Source organism: Scandinavium sp. M-37, assembly GCF_043558715.1.
Lineage (GTDB): Bacteria > Pseudomonadota > Gammaproteobacteria > Enterobacterales > Enterobacteriaceae > Scandinavium > Scandinavium vulneris_A.
This window is the reverse complement of record NZ_JBIGIN010000005.1, coordinates 1-19,836: the sequence shown is the minus strand read 5'-3', so window position 1 is coordinate 19,836 and position 19,836 is coordinate 1. Positions and strand designations below refer to the sequence as shown.

Below are 19,836 nucleotides of genomic sequence, written 5' to 3'. Positions count from 1 at the left end.
AAGCGGCAATACACTACTACCCACTTATTTTAGGGGGGCTTCGGCTTCAGTTACGCGTGCAGCATCTTCCGGCGCGCGGCTCTCGCCCCAATATTTCTGCTTACTGGTCTTGCCAATCCCGGGGTTCATGCTGTTTGTAGGATCATTTTCACGATAAAACTGTTTTAAGCTGTCGGCAGCTTCATAAAGATGGCCGACGTTGTGTTCGGCAGGATATTGCGCGCCGCGCTCGCGTAGCAGGGCCAGCATCTGATCCTTCAGGGCGTGAGCATCCACGCCTTTCTTCACAATATAATCCTGATGGAAAACGTGGCACATAAAGTGGCCGTAATAGAGCTTGTGCACCAGCTGACTGTCTATCTCCGGCGGCAGCTGTTCGAACCATTCGGTGTCATTGCGGCGCAGGGCAATATCCAGGGCCAGAATGTCTTCCACTTCGTCGGCATGGACCGCCTGATAACGAATGGCCGCGCCCGCCGCTGCGAAGCGATGCAGAAATGCCTTGCTGCCTTCTTCTGGCGTACAGGCAAAGAATGCACCTTCGGCGGTTTTGAAATAGTCAGTCAGCCAGGTCTGCGCTTCGTCGATACCCTCGCCTGCCATTTTCAGCATTAAATGGTGTTCGTACTGGTTACGGTAATTTTTCATCCGTTCCGGCAGATGCGCCGGGAAGACGTGCCCCAGCTTCTGCATAAAGCGGTCGGTAAAGTGCGGCTTAAACAGCGGCACCTTCTCCAGCATCGCATCGGCCCGGCCTTTGGCGTTGAAGAAGAACGGCATTTTATCGGTGCCGAGTTTGTCGATCATCAGGAAGGTGTCTTTCCCGTACTGCTCCGCGATGTCGTAAATGTCACGGTGCATATACTCCCCGGCCACCGGCAGGTTGGCAAAGTTGGCCAGCATATGACGGCGGATTTCGGTCAGCACCGCCGGTTGATTGGTGCCGATGTAAAACACCTGCTGGCGTTTTTCCGCTTCAAAGGTATCGAGTCGGGCGGCGAACACCGCCAGCTTCCCGGCGCAGCCGGAGGATTCAAACAGACGCTCCGGGTCGGCGTTATAGCGCGCCGGGGTATCGGCATCGACGTCGCGTACGCGGGTGACGTAGTCGTGATCGTGGGCATGGCGGCCGTCGTGTCGCACGTCGCTGTCTTTCAGGCGATCGTCATCAAGCTTGCTGAGGATTTGCTCCGGCGTTTCACCCAAATCAATCCCGAGATGGTTCACCAGCTGCAGTTTGCCGTCTTCGTTAATGCGGGCAAACAGCGACATTTCGGTATAAGCCGGGCCACGTTGCACCAGCGAGCCGCCGGAGTTATTGCAGATCCCGCCGATCACCGACGCGCCAATGCACGATGAGCCGATCACCGAGTGCGGTTCGCGCCCGAGCGGCTTCAGCGCTTTTTCCAGCGAATAGAGCGTGGTCCCCGGATACGCCAGCACCTGCTTGCCGTTGTCGATCAGGTGCAGTTTATCGAGGCGCAGCGTGCTGATAATCACAATCTGCCTATCGTAATCGTTGCCGCTCGGGGTGGAGCCTTCGGTCAGGCCGGTATTGGCCGCCTGCATCAAAATGATTTTGTCGGCCTGCACGCAGGCGCTCAGCACCCGCCACAGTTCCAGCAGCGAGCCGGGGAATACCACGGCAAGGGCGTCACCGTGCCCGGAGCGGAAGCCCTTGCGATAACGGGCGGTTTTAGCCGGGTCGGTCAGCAGGTGCGAATGGCCGACAAGGCGGGTCAGTTCAGAGAGAAATGCGTGATTATCAATCGTTGTAGTTGAAGACATTTTCTCACTCCTTGTGATGAGTAAAGTGCGATGAGGGGATTTTAGCGTGCCTCAAGGATAGCGCTTTGTATGACAATTTTGTGCAGGAATTCAGTTAAAATTCAGAGCATAACCTTTGCTTAATAGCGACATACTGGGCAAACTGCTGTTTTTTGGCAGACTTTTCCAAGATACCCGGACTGAAGAGAGAGAAGAGAAGATGAAATGGCTTTGTTCTGTAGGCGTCGCCGTAAGCCTTGCGCTGCAACCCGCGCTGGCTGACGAAATGTTCGGCAACCATCCGCTGACGCCGCAGGCGCGCGATGCGTTTGTGACCAGTCTGCTGAAGAAAATGACCGTTGATGAGAAAATCGGCCAGCTGCGTCTGATTAGCGTCGGCCCTGATAACCCAAAAGAAGCCATTCGTGACATGATCAAAGCCGGGCAGGTTGGGGCGATTTTTAACACCGTGACCCGCCAGGATATTCGCGCCATGCAGGATCAGGTCATGCAACTCAGCCGCCTGAAAATTCCTCTCTTCTTTGCCTACGACGTGATTCATGGCCAGCGCACCGTCTTCCCGATTAGCCTGGGCCTTGCCTCTTCCTTCAACCTCGATGCGGTGCGCACGGTAGGGCGTATTTCTGCTTATGAAGCCGCCGACGATGGCCTGAACATGACCTGGGCGCCGATGGTTGACGTCTCACGCGATCCGCGCTGGGGTCGTGGCTCCGAAGGGTTCGGCGAAGACACTTACTTAACTTCGATGATGGGTAAAACCATGGTTGAAGCGATGCAGGGCAAAAGCCCAGCGGACCGTTATTCGGTGATGACCAGCGTCAAACACTACGCCGCCTATGGCGCCGTCGAGGGTGGGAAAGAGTACAACACCGTCGATATGAGCCCGCAGCGTCTGTTCAACGACTATATGCCGCCTTACAAAGCCGGGCTGGATGCGGGTAGCGGCGGGGTGATGGTGGCGCTGAACTCTCTGAACGGCACTCCTGCGACCTCCGACTCGTGGCTGCTGAAAGATGTTCTGCGTAAAGAGTGGGGCTTCAAAGGGATCACCATTTCCGATCACGGGGCAATCAAAGAGCTCATCAAACACGGTACCGCCGCCGATCCGGCTGACGCTGTTCGCGTTGCGCTGAAGGCGGGGATCGACATGAGCATGAGCGACGAGTACTACAGCAAATATCTGCCGGACCTGATCAAGAGCGGCAAAGTGACGATGGCGGAGGTCGACGATGCCACCCGCCACGTGCTGAACGTTAAATATGACATGGGGCTGTTTAACGATCCGTACAGCCACCTGGGGCCGAAAGAGTCCGACCCGCAGGACACCAATGCCGAAAGCCGTTTGCACCGTCAGGATGCCCGCCAGGTGGCGCGCGAAAGCCTGGTACTGCTGAAAAACCGTCTGGAGACGCTGCCGCTGAAAAAATCCGGCACCCTGGCAGTGGTTGGGCCGCTGGCAGACAGCAAACGTGATGTGATGGGCAGTTGGTCTGCCGCTGGCGTGGCCGATCAGTCGGTGCCGGTGCTGGACGGGATCAAATCCGCCGTCGGCGATAGCGCCAAAGTGATTTACGCCAAAGGCGCCAATGTCACCAACGATAAAGGCATCGTCGACTTCCTCAATCAGTATGAAGAAGCGGTGAAAGTCGACACCCGTTCTCCGCAGGCGATGATTGATGAAGCGGTTGCGGCGGCGAAGCAATCTGACGTGGTCGTGGCGGTCGTCGGTGAAGCGCAGGGCATGGCGCATGAAGCCTCCAGCCGCACCGAAATCAGCCTTCCGCAGAGCCAAAAAGATTTGATTGCCGCGCTGAAAGCCACCGGAAAACCGCTGGTGCTGGTGCTGATGAATGGTCGTCCGTTAACGTTGGTGCAGGAAGATCAGCAGGCTGATGCCATTCTGGAAACCTGGTTTGCCGGGACTGAAGGCGGGAACGCCATCGCCGATGTGCTGTTCGGGGACTACAACCCGTCCGGTAAGCTGCCGATGTCCTTCCCACGTTCCGTAGGGCAGATCCCGACCTATTACAGCCACCTCAACACCGGTCGGCCGTATAACGCCGACAAGCCAAATAAGTACACCTCCCGTTACTTCGATGAAGCCAACGGCCCGCTGTATCCGTTTGGTTATGGTCTGAGCTACACCACCTTTAACGTCTCCGACGTGAAAATGTCTTCTCCAACCATGAAGGCCGACGGCAGCGTCACCGCCAGCGTAGACGTGACCAACACCGGCAAGCGTGAAGGTGCGACCGTGATGCAGATGTACGTCCAGGATGTGACCGCGTCGATGAGCCGTCCAGTGAAACAGCTGCGTGGCTTTAAGAAAGTGACGCTTAAGCCGGGCGAAACCCAGACCGTCAGCTTCCCGATTGACGTGGACGCACTGAAGTTCTGGAACCAGCAGATGAAATATGCCGCAGAGCCTGGCAAATTCAACGTCTTTATCGGCGTCGATTCCGCCCGCGTGAAGCAGGGCGAGTTCGAACTGCAGTAATAAAAAAATGCCCCTTACCGCACGGGACGGTAAGGGGCGAAATCGTGCTTTTCACACTCTTTTTGTTATTCCTGTTTTCCCTGTTTTCCAATTTGTGGCGAAACGCGGTAACTGCGCGTGTTGCCCGAATCGGTAATCACTTCGTAGCTCACCTTTTCCCCTGCATTCAATGCGGCGTTCAGCGGCACCTCAAGCATTGCCTTGGGGGCCACCATCAGCCCACTAATCGCTTTCTGCCGACCGGGCTGCACGCTCAGGCTCATAAACCACGGTGTAGGGTTTTCAATGCGTAACGTGCTGCCGTTGAGGATAAAGCGCAGCTGTTGTTCGTCGCGCTCCTGCGGGGCAGCGAGGCCTGCCGGGCGAATAAACACCTTCAGGCGCAGACGCAGCGGCAGAATCACTTTGCGAGTTCCGTTATCTGCCGGGCGCGTATTGGGCGGAATTTGATAGATATTCAGCCAGAATTGACTCTCCCTGTCGGCCGCCAGCTTCTGGCGCGAACTGAGCATCAGCCGCAGCGACCGCAGCTCGCCGGGCAGCATCCTGAACACCGGCGGCATCACCACCAGTGGGGTATGGCTGGTGTCCGGGGAGGCGTTGGGGTCGCCGTTATCGGTCCACGCCTGAATAAGCATCGGCGTTGCGCTGTCATTGGACAGGTTCAGCGACTGCACCTGATCCGCTGAGGCAAAGATGAGCCTTGTGCGGTCGATATTCACCGCCGCACTGGCCGTGGCGATGGAGAAAGCCAGCCCCACACACGCTTTACTGAAAACTGACCACCACCTGTAACTGCGCATTAACCGTACCTGCCGTGACTGTTTGCCCATTGAGCGCCTCGAGTGAGGCGGTAAAATCGCCGCTCCATGTATTGACCGTATCGGAAGAAACCAGCGAGGTCAGATCCTGGTATGCATACCAGCCGCGCGCGTTGCCGGTGCCGGTAGTGGCCCTGTCCGGCAGCAAATTGAGCGCCGAGCCGGTGCGGTTATAGATGCGGATCCCGACGCCGGAGGCCACGCCGCTGGTGCCATAGTGGTTATCCAGCAGCCAGGTTAATCCCCCGCCGGAGGTGACCAGCCCCAGCGTTTTGGCGGCAGCCACCGCCGTGGGTTGATTGACCAGAAAGCCCATGGCGACGTTGGCCGAACTGAGGGTTGATGCACTGGTGCTCGATCTCGCGCCGGATTCGCACTGCAGGCTAACGGTGAACGGGGCCTGACTGCTGCCGCCCGATTGCAGGGCGGCGCTACTGATGGTCGGTAACAGCACCACCGACGGGTAATCTTTTACCTCACACAGCGCCCCGCGCACGTAGGTCACGTTATTCCAGGTGCTCCACGCTCCGGGCCAGTTACCGTACCAGCCGTAGAAATAGGAAAGGCTATCCATCCCGGCGGTCAGGGCGTTGGTATCCAGCCCTGGCCCCTTAAAGGCGATATAGCCGCGCGGTTGGGTGTAGGCGTCTTTGTACATATTGGCGGCGCTGACGTAATAGCTGGTGGAGCTGATTTTATACATCTCGTACAGCACGTTGCTGAACGCGCTGGCGGGAATGTAGATGTAGGTCCCGTCCTGATACCAGCTGTCGGCCGTAAGCTGGCGCTGTTTCCAGTAGCGGCTGTAATACTCCCCGGAGCTGAGGTTGGTGATGCGCACCGCCACGTTTTTCGCCACGTCGTAGTAAGCCCCGTCCACTTCATTGGTGGTGTACTTCCCGGTGTAGGCGTTATCGCCGTTGGTGGCGTACATTTCGAACAAACTGCCCGCATCCGCCAGCTGGCAGCGGTACAGGATCTGGTTGCTGGAATAGGCTTTATTGGTGGCACTGGTCAGGAAATTGCCCACCGCGCTCGCCAGCAGGGTGCCGGAGGGCTGAAAGTTGCTCCCGCTGTTCAGGCTGATGGTGGCAGGCAGGCCGATATTACCGGAGCAGGTATCACACGCCCCGGTCCAGCTGGCGGCGGTATAACCTGCCGCAATCGCCGCCGCTGACAGCGACGAGGTGCTGGTGACTTTGATGCAGTTGGCCCACGGCGAGGCGCTGAGCAGCAGGCCGACGATAAACAGAAACGATCGGGCGCGGAAACGCATACCGTTATTCCTTCTCACAGATTTTATTCAAATGGATGATATCGGCCTCGCTGTCGAGGTTCAGCTGATAGCGAACGTAGCAGGCCTGGGCTCTACCGGTCCCCCAACGTACCCGCAGCGAGCCCGATGTCTCGGCAATGCGGGCGTAAATCTGCCCGCCCTGACCGACCATGCCGATAACCGTCCCCTCGCCGTCGAGCACGTCGGCCCCCATCGGCGGCACGCGGCCATCGCTGGCTTTGAGATTAATCAGCACCGCTTTGCCTTTCAGGGTGGCGAAGTTCACCTGGGCAATGGCCCCGGCGTAAGGCACCACGCGCTGGCTGCCGCCGGTCAGTTCCGCATCGCTGGTCATGGTGCGGGTGTCGAGGCTGATGTTGTTGCTGCGGTACGGCGACAGCGACGGCATGATGGCGTAACCCGAGCGGTCGATCACCGCCCCCTGGCCGTTCTGCACCACTGCGCCCTGAGCGCCTTCGGCATGGATGAGCGCAAAGGTTTCACTGGCATACGGCCCGAAGGTCAGCCCACCGGGGTGTAACACCATCGTGCCGGAAGCACCGAGCGAACTCTGTCGGTAGTTTTCGCCCTGGTCATAGCTGGCGCGCACTGACCCAATACGGGTATTTTCCTGCGCGCTGCCGCCAAAGGTGCTTGAACTGCCGCTGGCCCCATTGCGATAACGCTCGTAGCCGCCGTACATCGACCACGAGAAATCGTTGTGCTCTCCGGCGGAACCGCTCATCGACAAGGTGGACGAACGGCTCTGGCTCGACTGGTTGTAGTTCATCGCAACAGAGGAGCGGCTGGTGCCCCAGTCAAACGGCACCGAGACGTTCAGGGATACCGTGGTTTCGGTGTACTGCTGCTGGCTGCTGCTGTCCGGCGGATCATCCACGCCGTTGTAGAACCGGGTGTTTTGCCAGCTGGTGCGCTGGCGAGCGACATTCACCCCGTAGCTGATACGGTTCCACTGGTTGCTGTAGCCCAGCTGCAACTGGGTTACCCGGGATTTATTGCCGTAGTAATCCGCGCTGCTGGCACTCAGGTTTAAGGTGCCATAGTCGGCTAACGGCTGGCTGACGGTGGCCGACAGTCGGTTACGCTGTTGCAGGCTATCGGAGTAATAATCGGTGCCGGTCGCCTGTTCGCGACGCACGCCGAGCACGTCCTGCAATTCGCGGAAACCCTGGGTGGAATAGCGGTACGCCGCCAGCACCAGGTTGGTGCCAGAGGTAAAGGTTTTGCTGTAACTCAGCTCGGCGCGCCAGCCCTGCTGACGTTCATCGTTTTGCACCCGGGCGTTGGACCAGGTGGCGTTCATGCCAAACGCCCCGACGCCGGTCGCCCACACGCCGCCCGCCAGCCACGCCTGATAGTCTTCCGCTATCCGCGAGCCGAGGTTAACCGTGACGCTATTGCTGACCCCACGTTGCAGGGTGCCTTCGAAGAAATCGTTGTTGACGCTGTAATACTGCCGCACGCGACCCAGCGCCAGCGAGTAGTGCCAGTTGCCCGGGCGCACCGAATCCGGTACCGCAGAGTAGGGCACGATAAACGAGGAAATTTTGCCGCTGGCTTCGACCACGTCAACGGTCAGGTCGCCCTGGTTGCGGGTGTTGTACAGGTCATCAATGACAAACGCGCCCGGCGGGACGTTGGTTTCGTAGATGACTTTACCTAACTGGCGGATTATCACGTGCGCACTGCTCGCCGCCACGCCGCGCACTTCCGGCGCATAGCCGCGCTTGCCCTGCGGCCACATGCGTTCGTCGGTTGCCAGCTTCACGCCGTTAAACGACAGGCTACCAAACAGGCTGGAATCGGTGTAGCTGTCGCCCACGGTCATCACACTGTTAAGCGTCGTAATCGGCCGCTGAACCCAGGTGCGTACGGCATTGTAGCGATAGGCGCTGCCGGTCTGGCTGCTGTCGACGTAGCGCAGATTACCCTGATGGCGAACCTGCCACAGGCCGAGGTTAGTGCCCGTATTAATCCCGCTCCACAGATACTGGTAGCGGTAATCGCTGTCGGTATTTTCCGTCACCGTGTAACTGGTGTTATGGCGTAAAAACAGCGCCAGTGCGCCGCTGTCCCATTCGGAAGGCGCGATATAACCGCGCGGGGTGCGCGTCAGGGCATCCATTGGGATCGCTAGCTGCAGGCGTAAGGTTGAGGATTCAAACGCCCAGCTTGCACCGGGTGCCCAGTCTGCCAGCGGGCGACATGCGTCGTCACTTTCCCCCTCAGGCAAGGCTTTCAACTGTGCCGCCTTCATCACCGACGCGGGCAGGCACGGGGCCGGTTCACCGCCGTTTTCCGGTGCGCTGAAGGTGATTTTTTCGCCGGTTTTGACCTGCTCACCGTTGACCCAGATATCGACCAGATAACTGCCCGCAGCGATGTGCTGCTGGTTGAACTGGCCAATATTCTCCCCGTAGGCAGACCCCTGAAACAGTGCCGGATCGAAGTAAAACTCGTCCCCCCAGGCGGGGTGTGCGGTCAGCAGGCCGATCAGGACCGAGAGGCTTTTGGGCCTGAAATTAGCGCCAGACAACATCATAACTTTCACTCATCCGTGCGCCCTGATCGTTGACCAGCGTGACTTTCACACTCCCATTGCCCTGCGGTGCGCTGGCTTTACCCGTGAACCAAAATGTCTGGCTGGCAAACGGGGCCACCATATCGGCGGTCAGGTTTTGGCTGACGCCGTTCACGCGCGTACTGAGGTTGCTGACCGAGGCAAACCACGGCGTCGGGTTGGTGATTTCCACCCCCGCGCCTTTTTTCGCGTCTCTTACCGCTTTAATTTGCAGTTTTTTGAGCAGCGCACCCGGCACGCCGAGGCTGGCGGGGCGGTAAAACAGCTTGATGCGGGTACGCAGCACCACCAGCATTTTGTTTTGCGGGCGATCGCCGCCGAGATTGCTGGGCGGGAACTGCAGGGCGTTAAACCAGTACACCGATTCCCGATCCTGCGGCAGGGCTTTGGATTTGCTAAAGACGATGCGCACCACCTGACCGGCTTTCGGCTGGATACGGAAAATAGGCGGGGTGGCGATAAACGGCACGGCGTTGCTGTCCTGCGGTCGGGCGTTCACGTCGCCAGCATCGAACCAGGTCTGTACCACGTAAGGGAAACTGTCGCTGTTTTTAAGCTGCACATCGACGGACGATGCCGTGGAGGCATAGATAATACGGCTACCCATGATGGTCACGCTGGCCTGACAGCTCATCGCGGTCGCAAAAAACAGGGCCGCGAGCAGCGTGCGGCGTGCGTAGCGAAGAGGGTCCTTCATCATCTCAACAACTCCCTGAGGCGAAACGTCTCCGGGCGCTGAGCGACACCCGGAGACAAATCAAACTTACTGGTAAGAAACGGCGTATTGCAGCGTGGCTTCCACAGTACCTGCGGTGGCTTTGCCGGAGGCGTAGTACTGCGCGGTGTAGGAGGCGCTGGCATCCGTTGCCCCGGCAGCCAGTTTCAGGTCGCCTACGCCGGTGAAGCCATCGGTGAGATTGATTTCAGTCCCGGTGGTGTCGAGCAGCTGCACTTCGACGTTGCCAGCGGTGCCGGTATTACCGAGGTTGCCGTTGGTGGTGACCTGATTGCCGACGAAGACCGTCGAGATTTTGGTCTCATTGGCAGCGTCGCCAGTGCAGCCGGTCAGACCGATATCGAACGTCACCGGGCCTGCAGTGTCACCGCTGGCGGCCAGGTCGGCGCTGCTGACGGTAGGCAGTAATACCACCGGCGAGGTCTGGTTACCGTTGATGGCCACCGAACACGTTTCATCGGTCACTTCACCCTGGAAGCTGATGGTGTTATCAGACAGGGCCATGGCATTAGCGGATACCAGCAGAGCGCCAGTCAGAATAGTGAGATAACGTTTTTTCAACATGATGTGTTTCCTGTATGTCCAGTTGAGACTGTCCCGCAGGGACAATAAAGCGATGACTCATGGCTACCTTGCCTGGCTAAGCAGCGGGAATGCGCCCTTAACACCGTCCGGTATCATGTGAGAAAAATCCTAAGATAATTCCCTCGATGTGTAATCATTAACTATTAACGGGTTGTTATTAAGTTTTTAATGCTGATTAATGGGCGCATTAAAGTATGGGGTGGAGGATCATCCTGCGTTTGTATTTAGGTATGTTAAAAAAATGTAGAAGGTGACCGCCTAATGGCAGGTAAAAAGTAGGGGTACTGGCGAGAGGGGGATTGTTATATCAAAAATAGAGTCGGTAGGCTTATTTCATAAGTTGATCTTGATCAATTATTTTGGCGCGGAAATAAAAAAGCCCGATGAGAACATCGGGCAAATGGCGGTAAGGAACAGGTTCAGTTAGCTATGAGAGGATTGAACCGGTTCACTCAGACTCCAGCACACCTCCGCTTTGCTATCCCGTAAATTACCGCAGCGCATAATGTACAGGCGTGACAAATCCTGGCTCCAGGTTTTAAAGGAGCGGCTTTTTATCACCAGCAGATATTGATCGCTGGTGCAGTGCGGTTTCAGATTACGGGCATATCTCAGCACGCCCTCTTTAAAGCTCGGCGCGTCATTCGAGTGCAGTAAATTATCAGAAATCAACACGCTACAGGTTCCGGCTTCGCCAATAAATACTTCCTTTCGGTCCAGAGGACGGTTGATGTACCAGAACCAGGTTGAGGCCAACAGGGTGAGGGTGGCAACCGCGACTGAAATCCAGCAATAGGCCTGAACGGGTCGGGGAAAAGAGGGTCCGGACTGCCTGCTGGTGGCCATCGACGGGGCGGAGGTATTTGTCGCAGACTCTAAGGCCATGCCGAGTTCGTCCTCTAAAATACCAACGGGATCAGGGCATTGCTCCACCTCTATTTCTTGCTGGAACATAAAACCCATTTTAGGTACGGTGGTGATTATTTCTTCCTCCATACCTAAATTACGTAGTATTCGTCGTAATTTACTAATGCAATGATTTAGATTGTTATTACTTGATACCATCCCAAAGTCGTCCCAGACTTTTTTGAATATAATTTCTCGGTTTACTACTTCTCCCTGATGTTGCAGAAGGAGGACTAATAATCTTTTTGTAGGATTTGAGATTTGAACCGGATCATCCTGTTGATCGTGTGCCGCAAGCAATCCAGTGTCAGAATCGAATATAACTTGTTTATTAAAAAGGAATTTCATATTACGGATCCGTCTGTCAGTACAATATGCAAACTTGGGTCGCATCAGTGCCCGAAGTGCGTATTACTCCTTTATAGTTAAGGTAAGTTTTAAGAGAGGTTGTTGTGCATTTTATGGCTATGAGATGATTCTTAACATCTTAATTTGCGAAGGCCCCATAACTTAGGGTTTTATATCATTTTATGCCTGGTTTGTGGGTGACTTTACGTATCACTGCAAAAAATTAATGTTTTTCTATAAAAGAAAAGAAAGCCATTAATAAATTGTCAAAAAAACGGTTGCGTAATGCGCTTTCTGTCAGGCCTTAGCATCATTTCAGGAAATGACTTATTTTCATGATAAATCGTTGATTCAGGTCTACGCTTTCTCTAACCTCCTGTAAACGCAGGCTTAAGAGGAAAAGAGAATGATCACTAAGAAGATGTGGATAACGGGCGTTTCGCTTTTGGCCGCGCTCAGCCTGCCGTTACATGCGGCTGAACCTGTCAAGGTGGGCTCGAAGATTGATACCGAAGGGGCGCTGCTGGGTAACATTATTTTGCAGGTACTGGACAGCCACGGCGTGAAAACCGTGAACAAAGTGCAGCTCGGCACCACGCCGGTGGTGCGCGGGGCGATTACTTCTGGCGAACTGGATATCTATCCTGAATACACCGGCAACGGGGCGTTCTTCTTTAAGGATGAAAACGATCCGGCGTGGAAAAATGCCGCCCAGGGCTACGAGAAAGTGAAAAAGCTCGACGGCGAACAGAACAAGCTTATCTGGCTGACCCCGGCTCCGGCGAACAACACCTGGACTATCGCCATACGTCAGGATTTGGCCGAGAAGAATAAACTCACCTCGCTGGCTGACCTGGGCGCATATATGAAAAAAGGCGGCACCTTCAAACTGGCGGCGTCGGCGGAGTTTATTGAACGTCCGGATGCGTTACCGGCCTTTGAAAAGGCCTACGATTTCAAACTCGACCAGAGTCAGCTCTTGTCCCTGGCGGGTGGCGACACGGCGGTAACCATCAAAGCGGCGGCGCAGCAAACGTCGGGCGTGAATGCGGCGATGGCGTATGGCACCGACGGTCCGGTGGCGGCGCTCGGCTTGCAGACCCTGACCGATCCGAAAGGCGTTCAGCCGATTTATGCCCCCGCTCCGGTTATCCGTGAAGCGGTGCTGAAAGCTTATCCGCAAATTCCTGAATGGCTGAAGCCGGTATTTGAAAAGCTCGATGAAAAGACGCTGCAAAAACTGAATGCCAGCATTGCGGTAGAAGGGCTGGATGCGAAGAAAGTGGCCGCTGACTGGCTGAAACAACAGGGACTGGTGAAGTAAGTACGTGCGAATATCCTGTCATAACCGGGTTCTGCTGCTGCTGGTGCTAATTGCACTGGCAGCCGCCGCTCTGCCGTTTGTTAATTATGCCGCCAACCGGTTGGTGTCGGGCGAAAGCCGCCAGCTGTGGCAAATCTGGGACTTTTCTCCGGCCTTACTGCTCATCATTCCGCTGGTCTTCGTGGGGCTTAGCCTGCTCCCGGGGCGCGGGGCGGTGGCACTCACCCTCATTTTAGCCCAGGCGCTGTTTATCCTTTTGCTGTGGAGCAGCGGGAAAGCCGCCTCTTTCCTGGCTGAAACCGGCAGCCCGCTGGCGCGCACCTCACCCGGCAGCGGATTGTGGCTGTGGCTGGCGGTGACGTTGCTCATCTGTAGCGAGGCGATTCGCCGCCTGACCCCGCAATCGCTGTGGCGCTGGCTGCTCAACGCGCAAATCTGGATTTTACCGGTGGCGCTGCTGTGGTCCGGCGAGCTGGATTCACTGTCGCTGCTAAAGGAGTATTTCAACCGCCAGGACGTATTTGACAGCGCTCTACAACAGCACCTGATCCTGCTGTTTGGCACTTTGCTGCCGGGCCTGCTGATTGGCGTTCCGTTGGGGCTGTGGTGCTGGCGTCATCAGGCGCGGCAAACGCGGGTCTTTACGGTGCTCAATATTATCCAGACCATTCCGTCGGTGGCGCTGTTCGGCCTGCTGATCGCCCCACTTGCCGGGCTGGTCAAACATTTCCCATGGCTGTCGTCCTGGGGCATTGGCGGCACGGGCCTGACGCCGGCGCTGATTGCGCTGGTGCTGTACGCGCTGTTGCCGCTGGTGCGCGGCGTAGTGGCGGGCATGCAGCAGGTCGCGGCCGATGTGCTGGAAAGCGCATCGGCGATGGGCATGAGCCGCGTCCAGCGCTTCTGGAAAGTTCAGTTGCCGCTGGCGCTGCCGGTACTGCTCCGCAGTCTACGGGTAGTGACGGTGCAAACGGTCGGCATGGCGGTGGTTGCAGCGCTGATTGGTGCAGGTGGTTTTGGTGCACTGGTGTTTCAGGGCCTGCTCAGCAGCGCACTGGATTTAGTGCTGCTTGGCGTTATCCCGGTGATTGCCCTGGCAGTGGTTGTGGATGCGCTGTTCAGCCTGTGGATAGCCTTACTGGGGGGAGAAGCCCATGATTGAATTTCAACAGGTCAGCAAAATCTTTGATGGCAAAGCGGCGGTCAAAAACCTCGATCTGAACCTCAAAGAGGGGGCGTTTTCAGTGCTGATTGGCACGTCGGGTTCCGGTAAATCCACCACCCTGAAGATGATTAACCGTCTGGAAGAACATGACCGCGGCACTATCCGATTTGCCGGGGAAGATATTCGCCAGCAGCCGGTGCTGGCGCTGCGCCGTCGGATGGGATACGCGATCCAGTCTATCGGCCTGTTCCCGCACTGGACGGTGGCGCAAAACATCGCCACCGTGCCGCAGCTGCAAAAATGGAACCGGGCGCGGATTAACGATCGTATTGACGAACTGATGGCGCTACTCGGGCTGGATGTCTCTCTACGCGATCGCCTGCCGCATCAGTTGTCCGGTGGGCAGCAGCAGCGCGTGGGTGTGGCGCGGGCGCTGGCGGCGAATCCCGAAGTGCTGTTAATGGATGAGCCTTTTGGCGCGCTCGACCCGGTGACCCGAGGGGCGTTACAGCAGGAGATGCGCCGGATTCATCAACTGCTGGGCCGCACTATCGTGCTGGTGACCCACGATATCGACGAAGCATTGCGTCTGGCCGATCATCTGGTGCTGATGGACAACGGTGAGGTCGTGCAGCAGGGCACGCCGCTGTCGATGCTGACCGCACCGGAAAACGATTTTGTGCGCGAGTTCTTTGGCCGCAGCGAGCTCGGAGTGCGACTGTTGTCGCTGCGGGGCGTTGGGGATTACGTCCGTACCGATGAACAGATTGATGGGGAACCGCTGCGGGCGTCAATGTCACTGCGCGAGGCGTTGTCGCTGTTTGTCGCTCGTCGTCGCGATGCGTTGCCGGTGGTCAATGATGAAGGCATGCCGTGCGGGACGTTACATTTCGCTGATTTACTGCGTGGGGAGGATGCCGGTGAAAGCCGTCCGTGATCCGCTCCTGTGGCTGTGTTTGCTGTTTATTGCGCTGTTGACGCTGATGCCTTACAGCGGGCCGCTGTTTGGCGCACTGTTTCCCGAACTGCCGCGGCCTCTGTATCAACAGCAGAGTTTCTGGTCGCTGACGCTGGCGCATTTCTGGCTGGTGGGCATCTCCAGCCTGACGGCAACGGTGATTGGCGTCGGGGCAGGGATAGCGGTCACGCGCCCGGCGGGGCGTGAATTCCGCTCGCTGGTGGAAACTATTGCCGCGATGGGACAAACCTTCCCGCCGGTGGCGGTGCTGGCCATTGCGGTGCCGGTGATGGGTTTTGGTCGCGAACCGGCCATCATTGCCCTTATCCTCTACGGCGTACTGCCTGTTTTACAGGGCACGCTGGCCGGGCTGGCCTCGGTTCCATCGAGCGTGGTCAGCGTGGCGCAGGGAATGGGAATGAACGGCTGGCAGCGGTTGCTGAAGGTTGAACTGCCGCTGGCAGCGCCGGTGATGGTCGCCGGGATCCGCACTTCGGCGATCGTCAATATTGGTACTGCGACCATTGCGTCAACGGTAGGGGCCAATACGCTCGGCACGCCAATCATCATCGGCCTGAGCGGGTTCAATACGGCTTATGTGATTCAGGGGGCGGTGCTGGTGGCGCTGGCAGCTATTCTGGTTGACCAGGCATTTGAGCGTCTGGCGCGGCTACTCAGCCGACACCACCGCGTACGATAAAGGAGTAACCGGCCAGCATAACGCCGCCAATACCGCCAATGGCCATCAGAACGAAGAGGGTGATTACAGCCAGTTTGGCAGGTTTCATCATGTGCTCCTTATGTTAACCCGGGGATTATATGATGAAGCACGCTTGTTAATGAACCCTTAATTACCCAGCCGCAGCACGTTTAGCCCCTGGTCACGCCACTGCTGCAGCTGTTCCTGCTGGCCGACGGTGGAGCTATCGCCGCACCACACCAGCAGCGTCTGGCCGTCAAACAGCTCCGGGCGCAGCTGGTGCAGGGAATGGGCCAGCACGTCCACGCGCCATCCCTGTTCACAGGCTACCCAGCCCTCAAGCCACAGCCGGGTGGTATCAGTAATGTTCCAGCCGATCACCAGCGCATCGCGGCCCTGACGTTTCCGCGCCGAGGCCATGCACACTGAAATGTAATTGATAAGTAGCCCGTCGAGCACGCTGAGCAGCGCCTGCAGCGTGGGCTGAGAGCTTTGCAGCCGCAGTCGAAGTGGGATAAACAGATGGGTGACCAGAGTTTGCGCCGGGTAATCGCGCCCGCGCTCTTTGATCCACAGCCGGAGCCGATTGAGATGCCCGCCTTGCAGAAAGCGCAGCAATGTTTCCTGATGTTCGCGCCAGCCGCTTTGCTGTTCGGGCGTGCCTTCACTGAGTAGCGTTTTCACTTTGCTGACCTGCACGCCGGTGTCTATCCAGCGTTTGATCTCGCGAATGCGGTCGATGTCATCATCGTTAAACAGCCGATGCCCGCCATCGGTTCGTTGGGGTTTGAGCAGGCCATAACGCCGCTGCCAGGCACGGAGGGTCACCGGATTCATATCACAAAGCAGAGCCACTTCACCTATCGTGTAAAGCGCCATCTATCACCTCAGCTCGCGTATCCCCATCATAACTGTAGACGGTGTTAGACGAATCCGGAAAATTCGTTCGTTTTTTGTTCAGGAAATCCTTATCCAGGCGCGAAAAAGTGTGATCGCTCGCAGGTAATTGCGCGTTTTGCCTGAGGCGTCAAGGAAAGTCCTGGATGCAACGTGTATGTTACGCGCTTTCATGGGTCAGGCGGTCTAAGGGTATGTACGAATTTAATCTGGTGTTGCTGCTGCTTCAGCAGATGTGTGTGTTTCTGGTTATCGCCTGGTTGATGAGCAAAACGCGCCTGTTCATTCCCTTAATGCAGGTCACGGTTCGTCTGCCGCATAAGTTGCTGTGCTACGTCACCTTCTCTATTTTTTGCATTATGGGCACCTATTTTGGGCTGCACATCGAAGACTCGATTGCCAATACCCGGGCGATAGGTGCGGTGATGGGGGGCCTGCTCGGCGGCCCGGTGGTCGGTGGTCTGGTCGGTTTAACCGGCGGATTACATCGTTATTCGATGGGCGGCATGACCGCCCTGAGCTGCATGGTGTCAACCATTGTTGAAGGTCTGCTCGGCGGGCTGGTGCATCTGGTGCTGGTGCGGCGTGGGCGCAGCGATAAAGTCTTTAACCCGTTCACCGCGGGGGCGATTACCTTTGTCGCCGAAATCGTGCAAATGCTGATCATCCTGCTGATCGCCCGACCCTTTAATGACGCGCTGCATCTGGTGCAAAGCATTGCCGCCCCGATGATGGTGACCAATACCGTCGGTGCGGCGCTGTTTATGCGCATTTTGCTCGACAAGCGGGCGATGTTTGAGAAATACACCTCGGCGTTTTCTGCCACCGCGCTGAAGGTAGCCGCCTCGACGGAGGGTATTTTGCGCCAGGGCTTTAATGAAGAAAACAGTATGCGGGTGGCGCAAGTTTTGATTCAGGAGCTGGATATCGGCGCGGTTGCCATCACCGATCGCGATAAGCTGCTGGCCTTCACCGGGATCGGCGACGATCACCATCTGCCCGGCAAACCTATCTCCTCGCGCTATACCCAAAAAGCTATCGACAGCGGGGAAGTGGTGTACGCCGACGGGAACGAAGTGCCGTACCGCTGTTCGATTCATCCCAACTGCAAACTCGGATCGACGCTGGTTATCCCGTTGCGCGGCGAAAATCAGCGGGTGATAGGCACCATTAAACTTTATGAAGCCAAAAACCGCCTGTTCAGCTCCATAAACCGCACGTTGGGGGAGGGGATCGCTCAGCTGCTGTCGGCGCAGATCCTCGCCGGACAATATGAACGGCAGAAAGCCCTGCTGACGCAATCGGAAATCAAGCTTCTGCACGCCCAGGTCAATCCGCATTTCCTGTTTAACGCCCTGAATACCCTTAAGGCGGTGATTCGCCGCGACAGTGAACAGGCCGGACAGCTGGTGCAGTATCTGTCGACCTTCTTTCGTAAAAATCTCAAGCGCCCGTCTGAAATCGTCACCCTGGCGGATGAAATTGAGCACGTGAATGCGTATCTGCAAATTGAAAAAGCCCGTTTTCAGGCGCGATTGCAGGTTCATCTCAACGTGCCGTCGGCGCTGGCGCATCATCAGTTGCCCGCCTTTACGCTACAGCCGATCGTTGAAAATGCCATTAAGCACGGCACCTCGCAGCATCTGGGGATTGGCGAAATCACCATTCAGGCCAGCCTGCATCAGCGCTGGTTGCAGCTGGATATTGAAGATAATGCCGGGCTGTATCAACCCAACGCAGAGTCCAGCGGCCTGGGAATGAACCTGGTGGATAAACGACTCCGGGCGCGCTTTGGCGATGAGTGCGGGATAACCGTCACCTGCGAGCCTGAAAACTTTACCCGTATAACCCTGCGACTGCCCGTGGAGGAGACCGTATGCTGAAGGTGTTGATTGTCGATGATGAACCGTTGGCGCGGGAGAATCTGCGCATTCTGCTGGAGAAGCAGACTGACATCGACATCGTGGGCGAATGTGATAACGCGGTGGAAGGCATTGGCGCGGTGCATCGTCTGCGACCCGATGTGGTGTTTCTCGATATCCAGATGCCGCGCATCAGTGGCCTGGAGATGATCGGCATGCTCGACCCGGAACATCGCCCGTGGGTGGTGTTCCTCACCGCTTTTGATGAGTATGCGGTGAAGGCGTTTGAGGAACACGCGTTTGATTATCTGCTCAAGCCTATCGAGGAGAGCCGACTGGATAAAACCCTTGGGCGGTTACGTCAGGAGGTGAGCCGTAACCAACAGGATTTGTCGGTGTTTGGTGAAAGCCAGCAGGGACTGAAATTCATACCCTGCACCGGGCACAGCCGGATCTGGCTGCTGCAAATGGAGGACGTGGCGTTCGTCAGTAGCCGAATGAGCGGCGTCTTTGTCACCGACGGGGAGGGCAAAGAGGGCTATACCGAACTGACGCTGCGCACCCTTGAAAGCCGCACGCCTCTGCTGCGCTGCCATCGTCAGTATCTGGTGAACCTGTCGCATTTGAAAGAGATCCGCCTCGAGGAGAACGGTCAGGCGGAGTTAATACTGCGGGCCGGGCAAACCGTGCCGGTGAGCCGCCGCTACCTTAAGACCCTGAAAGAGGCGTTAGGGTTGTAAAACTGGTACACTTCGCCTTTGCCTAATAACAAGTTAAGACGCCATGATCAGTAACGATATCATCCGTAGCCTGCGCTACACCCTGAAAACCAACAACGCCGGACTGGTGCGCCTGTGGGCGCTGGCGGAAGCCGTTGCCACCCCTGAACTTATCGACGCATGGGTGCGTAAAGAAGACGACGCCGGTTTTCAGCGCTGCCCGGACATTATGCTGTCGCTGTTGCTCAACGGACTTATCTACGACAAGCGCGGAAAAGATGAATCCGCCCCGGCGCTGGTTGTCGATCGCCGGATGAACAATAACCTGGTGCTGAAAAAACTGCGGATCGCGTTTTCCCTGAAAACGGACGATATTCTGGCTATCATGACCCAGCAGCAGTTCCGCGTTTCCATGCCGGAAATCACCGCCATGATGCGTGCCCCGGACCATAAAAATTATCGCGAATGTGGCGATCAATTCTTACGCTATTTCCTGCGCGGGTTGACGGTTCGCTTCGGCGGCAAGCCAGAGCCAAAAGCATAAAAAAGGCCGGGAAATTTCCTAATGCCGATCGTTTAAGGATCGGTTGACCGATCCGGTGGCTGGTGTAAAAAGGGTTCATGCTTATCATGGACCCTTTTTAAATGGAAC

17 protein-coding genes are annotated in these 19,836 nt (G+C 56.8%); 8 read left to right on the top strand and 9 right to left on the bottom strand.

Annotation, left to right across the window (positions count from 1 at the left end; genetic code table 11):
- Nucleotides 1–24 precede the first annotated feature (24 nt).
- Nucleotides 25–1,788 carry a D-lactate dehydrogenase gene (gene dld, locus ACG0Z5_RS05575; RefSeq protein ID WP_394445989.1) on the bottom strand — a complete coding sequence of 588 codons (1,764 nt, stop codon included), beginning with the start codon at nt 1,786–1,788 and terminating at the stop codon, nt 25–27.
- 199 nt (nt 1,789–1,987) lie between these two features.
- On the opposite strand from dld, the gene bglX reads away from it, so the two are divergent.
- Nucleotides 1,988–4,285, top strand: a complete 2,298-nt coding sequence (bglX, locus tag ACG0Z5_RS05570) for a beta-glucosidase BglX (protein WP_394445988.1) — start codon at nt 1,988–1,990, stop codon at nt 4,283–4,285.
- Nucleotides 4,286–4,350: 65 nt separating this feature from the next.
- Here bglX and ACG0Z5_RS05565 read toward each other — a convergent pair whose 3' ends face one another.
- The 6 genes from ACG0Z5_RS05565 to ACG0Z5_RS05540 all read right to left on the bottom strand — a co-directional run bounded on the left by ACG0Z5_RS05565 (nt 4,351) and on the right by ACG0Z5_RS05540 (nt 11,559).
- Entirely contained in the window at nt 4,351–5,088 is a 738-nt protein-coding gene (locus ACG0Z5_RS05565; RefSeq protein WP_394445986.1) for a fimbrial assembly chaperone, read from the bottom strand.
- Nucleotides 5,054–6,382, bottom strand: a complete 1,329-nt coding sequence (gene stbD, locus ACG0Z5_RS05560) for a fimbrial usher protein StbD (protein WP_394445984.1) — start codon at nt 6,380–6,382, stop codon at nt 5,054–5,056. The genes ACG0Z5_RS05565 and stbD overlap by 35 nt, the downstream gene beginning before the upstream one ends.
- Nucleotides 6,383–6,386: 4 nt before the next feature.
- On the bottom strand, nt 6,387–8,942 hold the full coding sequence (locus ACG0Z5_RS05555; RefSeq protein ID WP_394446147.1) for a fimbrial outer membrane usher protein: 2,556 nt from the start codon (nt 8,940–8,942) through the stop codon (nt 6,387–6,389).
- Nucleotides 8,926–9,684 carry a fimbria/pilus periplasmic chaperone gene (locus ACG0Z5_RS05550; protein WP_394445983.1) on the bottom strand — a complete coding sequence of 253 codons (759 nt, stop codon included), beginning with the start codon at nt 9,682–9,684 and terminating at the stop codon, nt 8,926–8,928. The genes ACG0Z5_RS05555 and ACG0Z5_RS05550 overlap by 17 nt, the downstream gene beginning before the upstream one ends.
- Nucleotides 9,685–9,747: 63 nt before the next feature.
- Nucleotides 9,748–10,284, bottom strand: coding sequence for a fimbrial protein (locus ACG0Z5_RS05545; protein ID WP_394445982.1), 537 nt, complete (start codon nt 10,282–10,284; stop codon nt 9,748–9,750).
- A gap of 444 nt (nt 10,285–10,728) precedes the next feature.
- Nucleotides 10,729–11,559, bottom strand: a complete 831-nt coding sequence (locus ACG0Z5_RS05540; RefSeq protein ID WP_394445980.1) for a transcriptional regulator — start codon at nt 11,557–11,559, stop codon at nt 10,729–10,731.
- Between the two features lie 406 nt (nt 11,560–11,965).
- Here ACG0Z5_RS05540 and ACG0Z5_RS05535 point away from each other — a divergent pair, with 406 nt between their 5' ends.
- Genes ACG0Z5_RS05535 through ACG0Z5_RS05520 form a run of 4 tightly spaced genes read left to right on the top strand, consistent with a single transcriptional unit; the run spans nt 11,966 to nt 15,706 of the window.
- A complete protein-coding gene (locus tag ACG0Z5_RS05535; RefSeq protein WP_394445978.1) occupies nt 11,966–12,883 on the top strand; it encodes an ABC transporter substrate-binding protein in 918 nt (305 codons plus the stop codon).
- A 4-nt stretch (nt 12,884–12,887) separates the two neighbouring features.
- A complete protein-coding gene (locus tag ACG0Z5_RS05530; protein WP_394445976.1) occupies nt 12,888–14,045 on the top strand; it encodes an ABC transporter permease in 1,158 nt (385 codons plus the stop codon).
- Nucleotides 14,038–14,985 carry an ABC transporter ATP-binding protein gene (locus ACG0Z5_RS05525; protein WP_394445974.1) on the top strand — a complete coding sequence of 316 codons (948 nt, stop codon included), beginning with the start codon at nt 14,038–14,040 and terminating at the stop codon, nt 14,983–14,985. Before ACG0Z5_RS05530 ends, ACG0Z5_RS05525 begins: the two co-directional genes overlap by 8 nt.
- The gene (locus ACG0Z5_RS05520; protein ID WP_394445973.1) at nt 14,969–15,706 is read left to right on the top strand and encodes an ABC transporter permease; all 738 of its coding nucleotides are present in this window, start codon (nt 14,969–14,971) and stop codon (nt 15,704–15,706) included. The genes ACG0Z5_RS05525 and ACG0Z5_RS05520 overlap by 17 nt, the downstream gene beginning before the upstream one ends.
- Here the strand turns inward: ACG0Z5_RS05520 and ACG0Z5_RS05515 are convergent.
- Together ACG0Z5_RS05515 and mlrA are read right to left on the bottom strand one after the other, a co-directional pair.
- Nucleotides 15,681–15,794 carry a protein YohO gene (locus ACG0Z5_RS05515; RefSeq protein WP_319629017.1) on the bottom strand — a complete coding sequence of 38 codons (114 nt, stop codon included), beginning with the start codon at nt 15,792–15,794 and terminating at the stop codon, nt 15,681–15,683. The genes ACG0Z5_RS05520 and ACG0Z5_RS05515 overlap by 26 nt on opposite strands.
- A 59-nt stretch (nt 15,795–15,853) precedes the next feature.
- Nucleotides 15,854–16,585: an HTH-type transcriptional regulator MlrA gene (gene mlrA / locus ACG0Z5_RS05510; protein ID WP_394445972.1), complete on the bottom strand. Its 732-nt coding sequence runs from the start codon at nt 16,583–16,585 to the stop codon at nt 15,854–15,856.
- Nucleotides 16,586–16,797: 212 nt separating this feature from the next.
- Here mlrA and ACG0Z5_RS05505 point away from each other — a divergent pair, with 212 nt between their 5' ends.
- From ACG0Z5_RS05505 to ACG0Z5_RS05495, 3 genes are read left to right on the top strand one after another with little or no spacing between them, the layout of a single operon-like run.
- On the top strand, nt 16,798–18,486 hold the full coding sequence (locus ACG0Z5_RS05505) for a LytS/YhcK type 5TM receptor domain-containing protein (RefSeq protein ID WP_394445971.1): 1,689 nt from the start codon (nt 16,798–16,800) through the stop codon (nt 18,484–18,486).
- Entirely contained in the window at nt 18,480–19,205 is a 726-nt protein-coding gene (gene btsR / locus ACG0Z5_RS05500) for a two-component system response regulator BtsR (protein ID WP_394445969.1), read from the top strand. The genes ACG0Z5_RS05505 and btsR overlap by 7 nt, the downstream gene beginning before the upstream one ends.
- A gap of 43 nt (nt 19,206–19,248) precedes the next feature.
- Nucleotides 19,249–19,728, top strand: coding sequence for a DUF1456 family protein (locus tag ACG0Z5_RS05495; protein WP_319628952.1), 480 nt, complete (start codon nt 19,249–19,251; stop codon nt 19,726–19,728).
- The last annotated feature ends 108 nt before the right edge of the window (nt 19,729–19,836 follow it).

What these genes read in the sequence shown, in the direction of transcription:
- stbD (WP_394445984.1), bottom strand. Translation starts at nt 6,382, where the DNA reads ATGCGTTTCCGCGCCCGATCGTTTCTGTTTATCGTCGGCCTGCTGCTC.
- ACG0Z5_RS05535 (WP_394445978.1), top strand. Translation starts at nt 11,966, where the DNA reads ATGATCACTAAGAAGATGTGGATAACGGGCGTTTCGCTTTTGGCCGCG.
- ACG0Z5_RS05555 (WP_394446147.1), bottom strand. Translation starts at nt 8,942, where the DNA reads ATGTTGTCTGGCGCTAATTTCAGGCCCAAAAGCCTCTCGGTCCTGATC.
- ACG0Z5_RS05540 (WP_394445980.1), bottom strand. Translation starts at nt 11,559, where the DNA reads ATGAAATTCCTTTTTAATAAACAAGTTATATTCGATTCTGACACTGGA.
- ACG0Z5_RS05515 (WP_319629017.1), bottom strand. Translation starts at nt 15,794, where the DNA reads ATGAAACCTGCCAAACTGGCTGTAATCACCCTCTTCGTTCTGATGGCC.
- ACG0Z5_RS05565 (WP_394445986.1), bottom strand. Translation starts at nt 5,088, where the DNA reads ATGCGCAGTTACAGGTGGTGGTCAGTTTTCAGTAAAGCGTGTGTGGGG.
- ACG0Z5_RS05505 (WP_394445971.1), top strand. Translation starts at nt 16,798, where the DNA reads ATGTACGAATTTAATCTGGTGTTGCTGCTGCTTCAGCAGATGTGTGTG.
- ACG0Z5_RS05495 (WP_319628952.1), top strand. Translation starts at nt 19,249, where the DNA reads ATGATCAGTAACGATATCATCCGTAGCCTGCGCTACACCCTGAAAACC.
- ACG0Z5_RS05550 (WP_394445983.1), bottom strand. Translation starts at nt 9,684, where the DNA reads ATGATGAAGGACCCTCTTCGCTACGCACGCCGCACGCTGCTCGCGGCC.
- bglX (WP_394445988.1), top strand. Translation starts at nt 1,988, where the DNA reads ATGAAATGGCTTTGTTCTGTAGGCGTCGCCGTAAGCCTTGCGCTGCAA.
- ACG0Z5_RS05525 (WP_394445974.1), top strand. Translation starts at nt 14,038, where the DNA reads ATGATTGAATTTCAACAGGTCAGCAAAATCTTTGATGGCAAAGCGGCG.
- btsR (WP_394445969.1), top strand. Translation starts at nt 18,480, where the DNA reads ATGCTGAAGGTGTTGATTGTCGATGATGAACCGTTGGCGCGGGAGAAT.
- mlrA (WP_394445972.1), bottom strand. Translation starts at nt 16,585, where the DNA reads ATGGCGCTTTACACGATAGGTGAAGTGGCTCTGCTTTGTGATATGAAT.
- dld (WP_394445989.1), bottom strand. Translation starts at nt 1,788, where the DNA reads ATGTCTTCAACTACAACGATTGATAATCACGCATTTCTCTCTGAACTG.
- ACG0Z5_RS05545 (WP_394445982.1), bottom strand. Translation starts at nt 10,284, where the DNA reads ATGTTGAAAAAACGTTATCTCACTATTCTGACTGGCGCTCTGCTGGTA.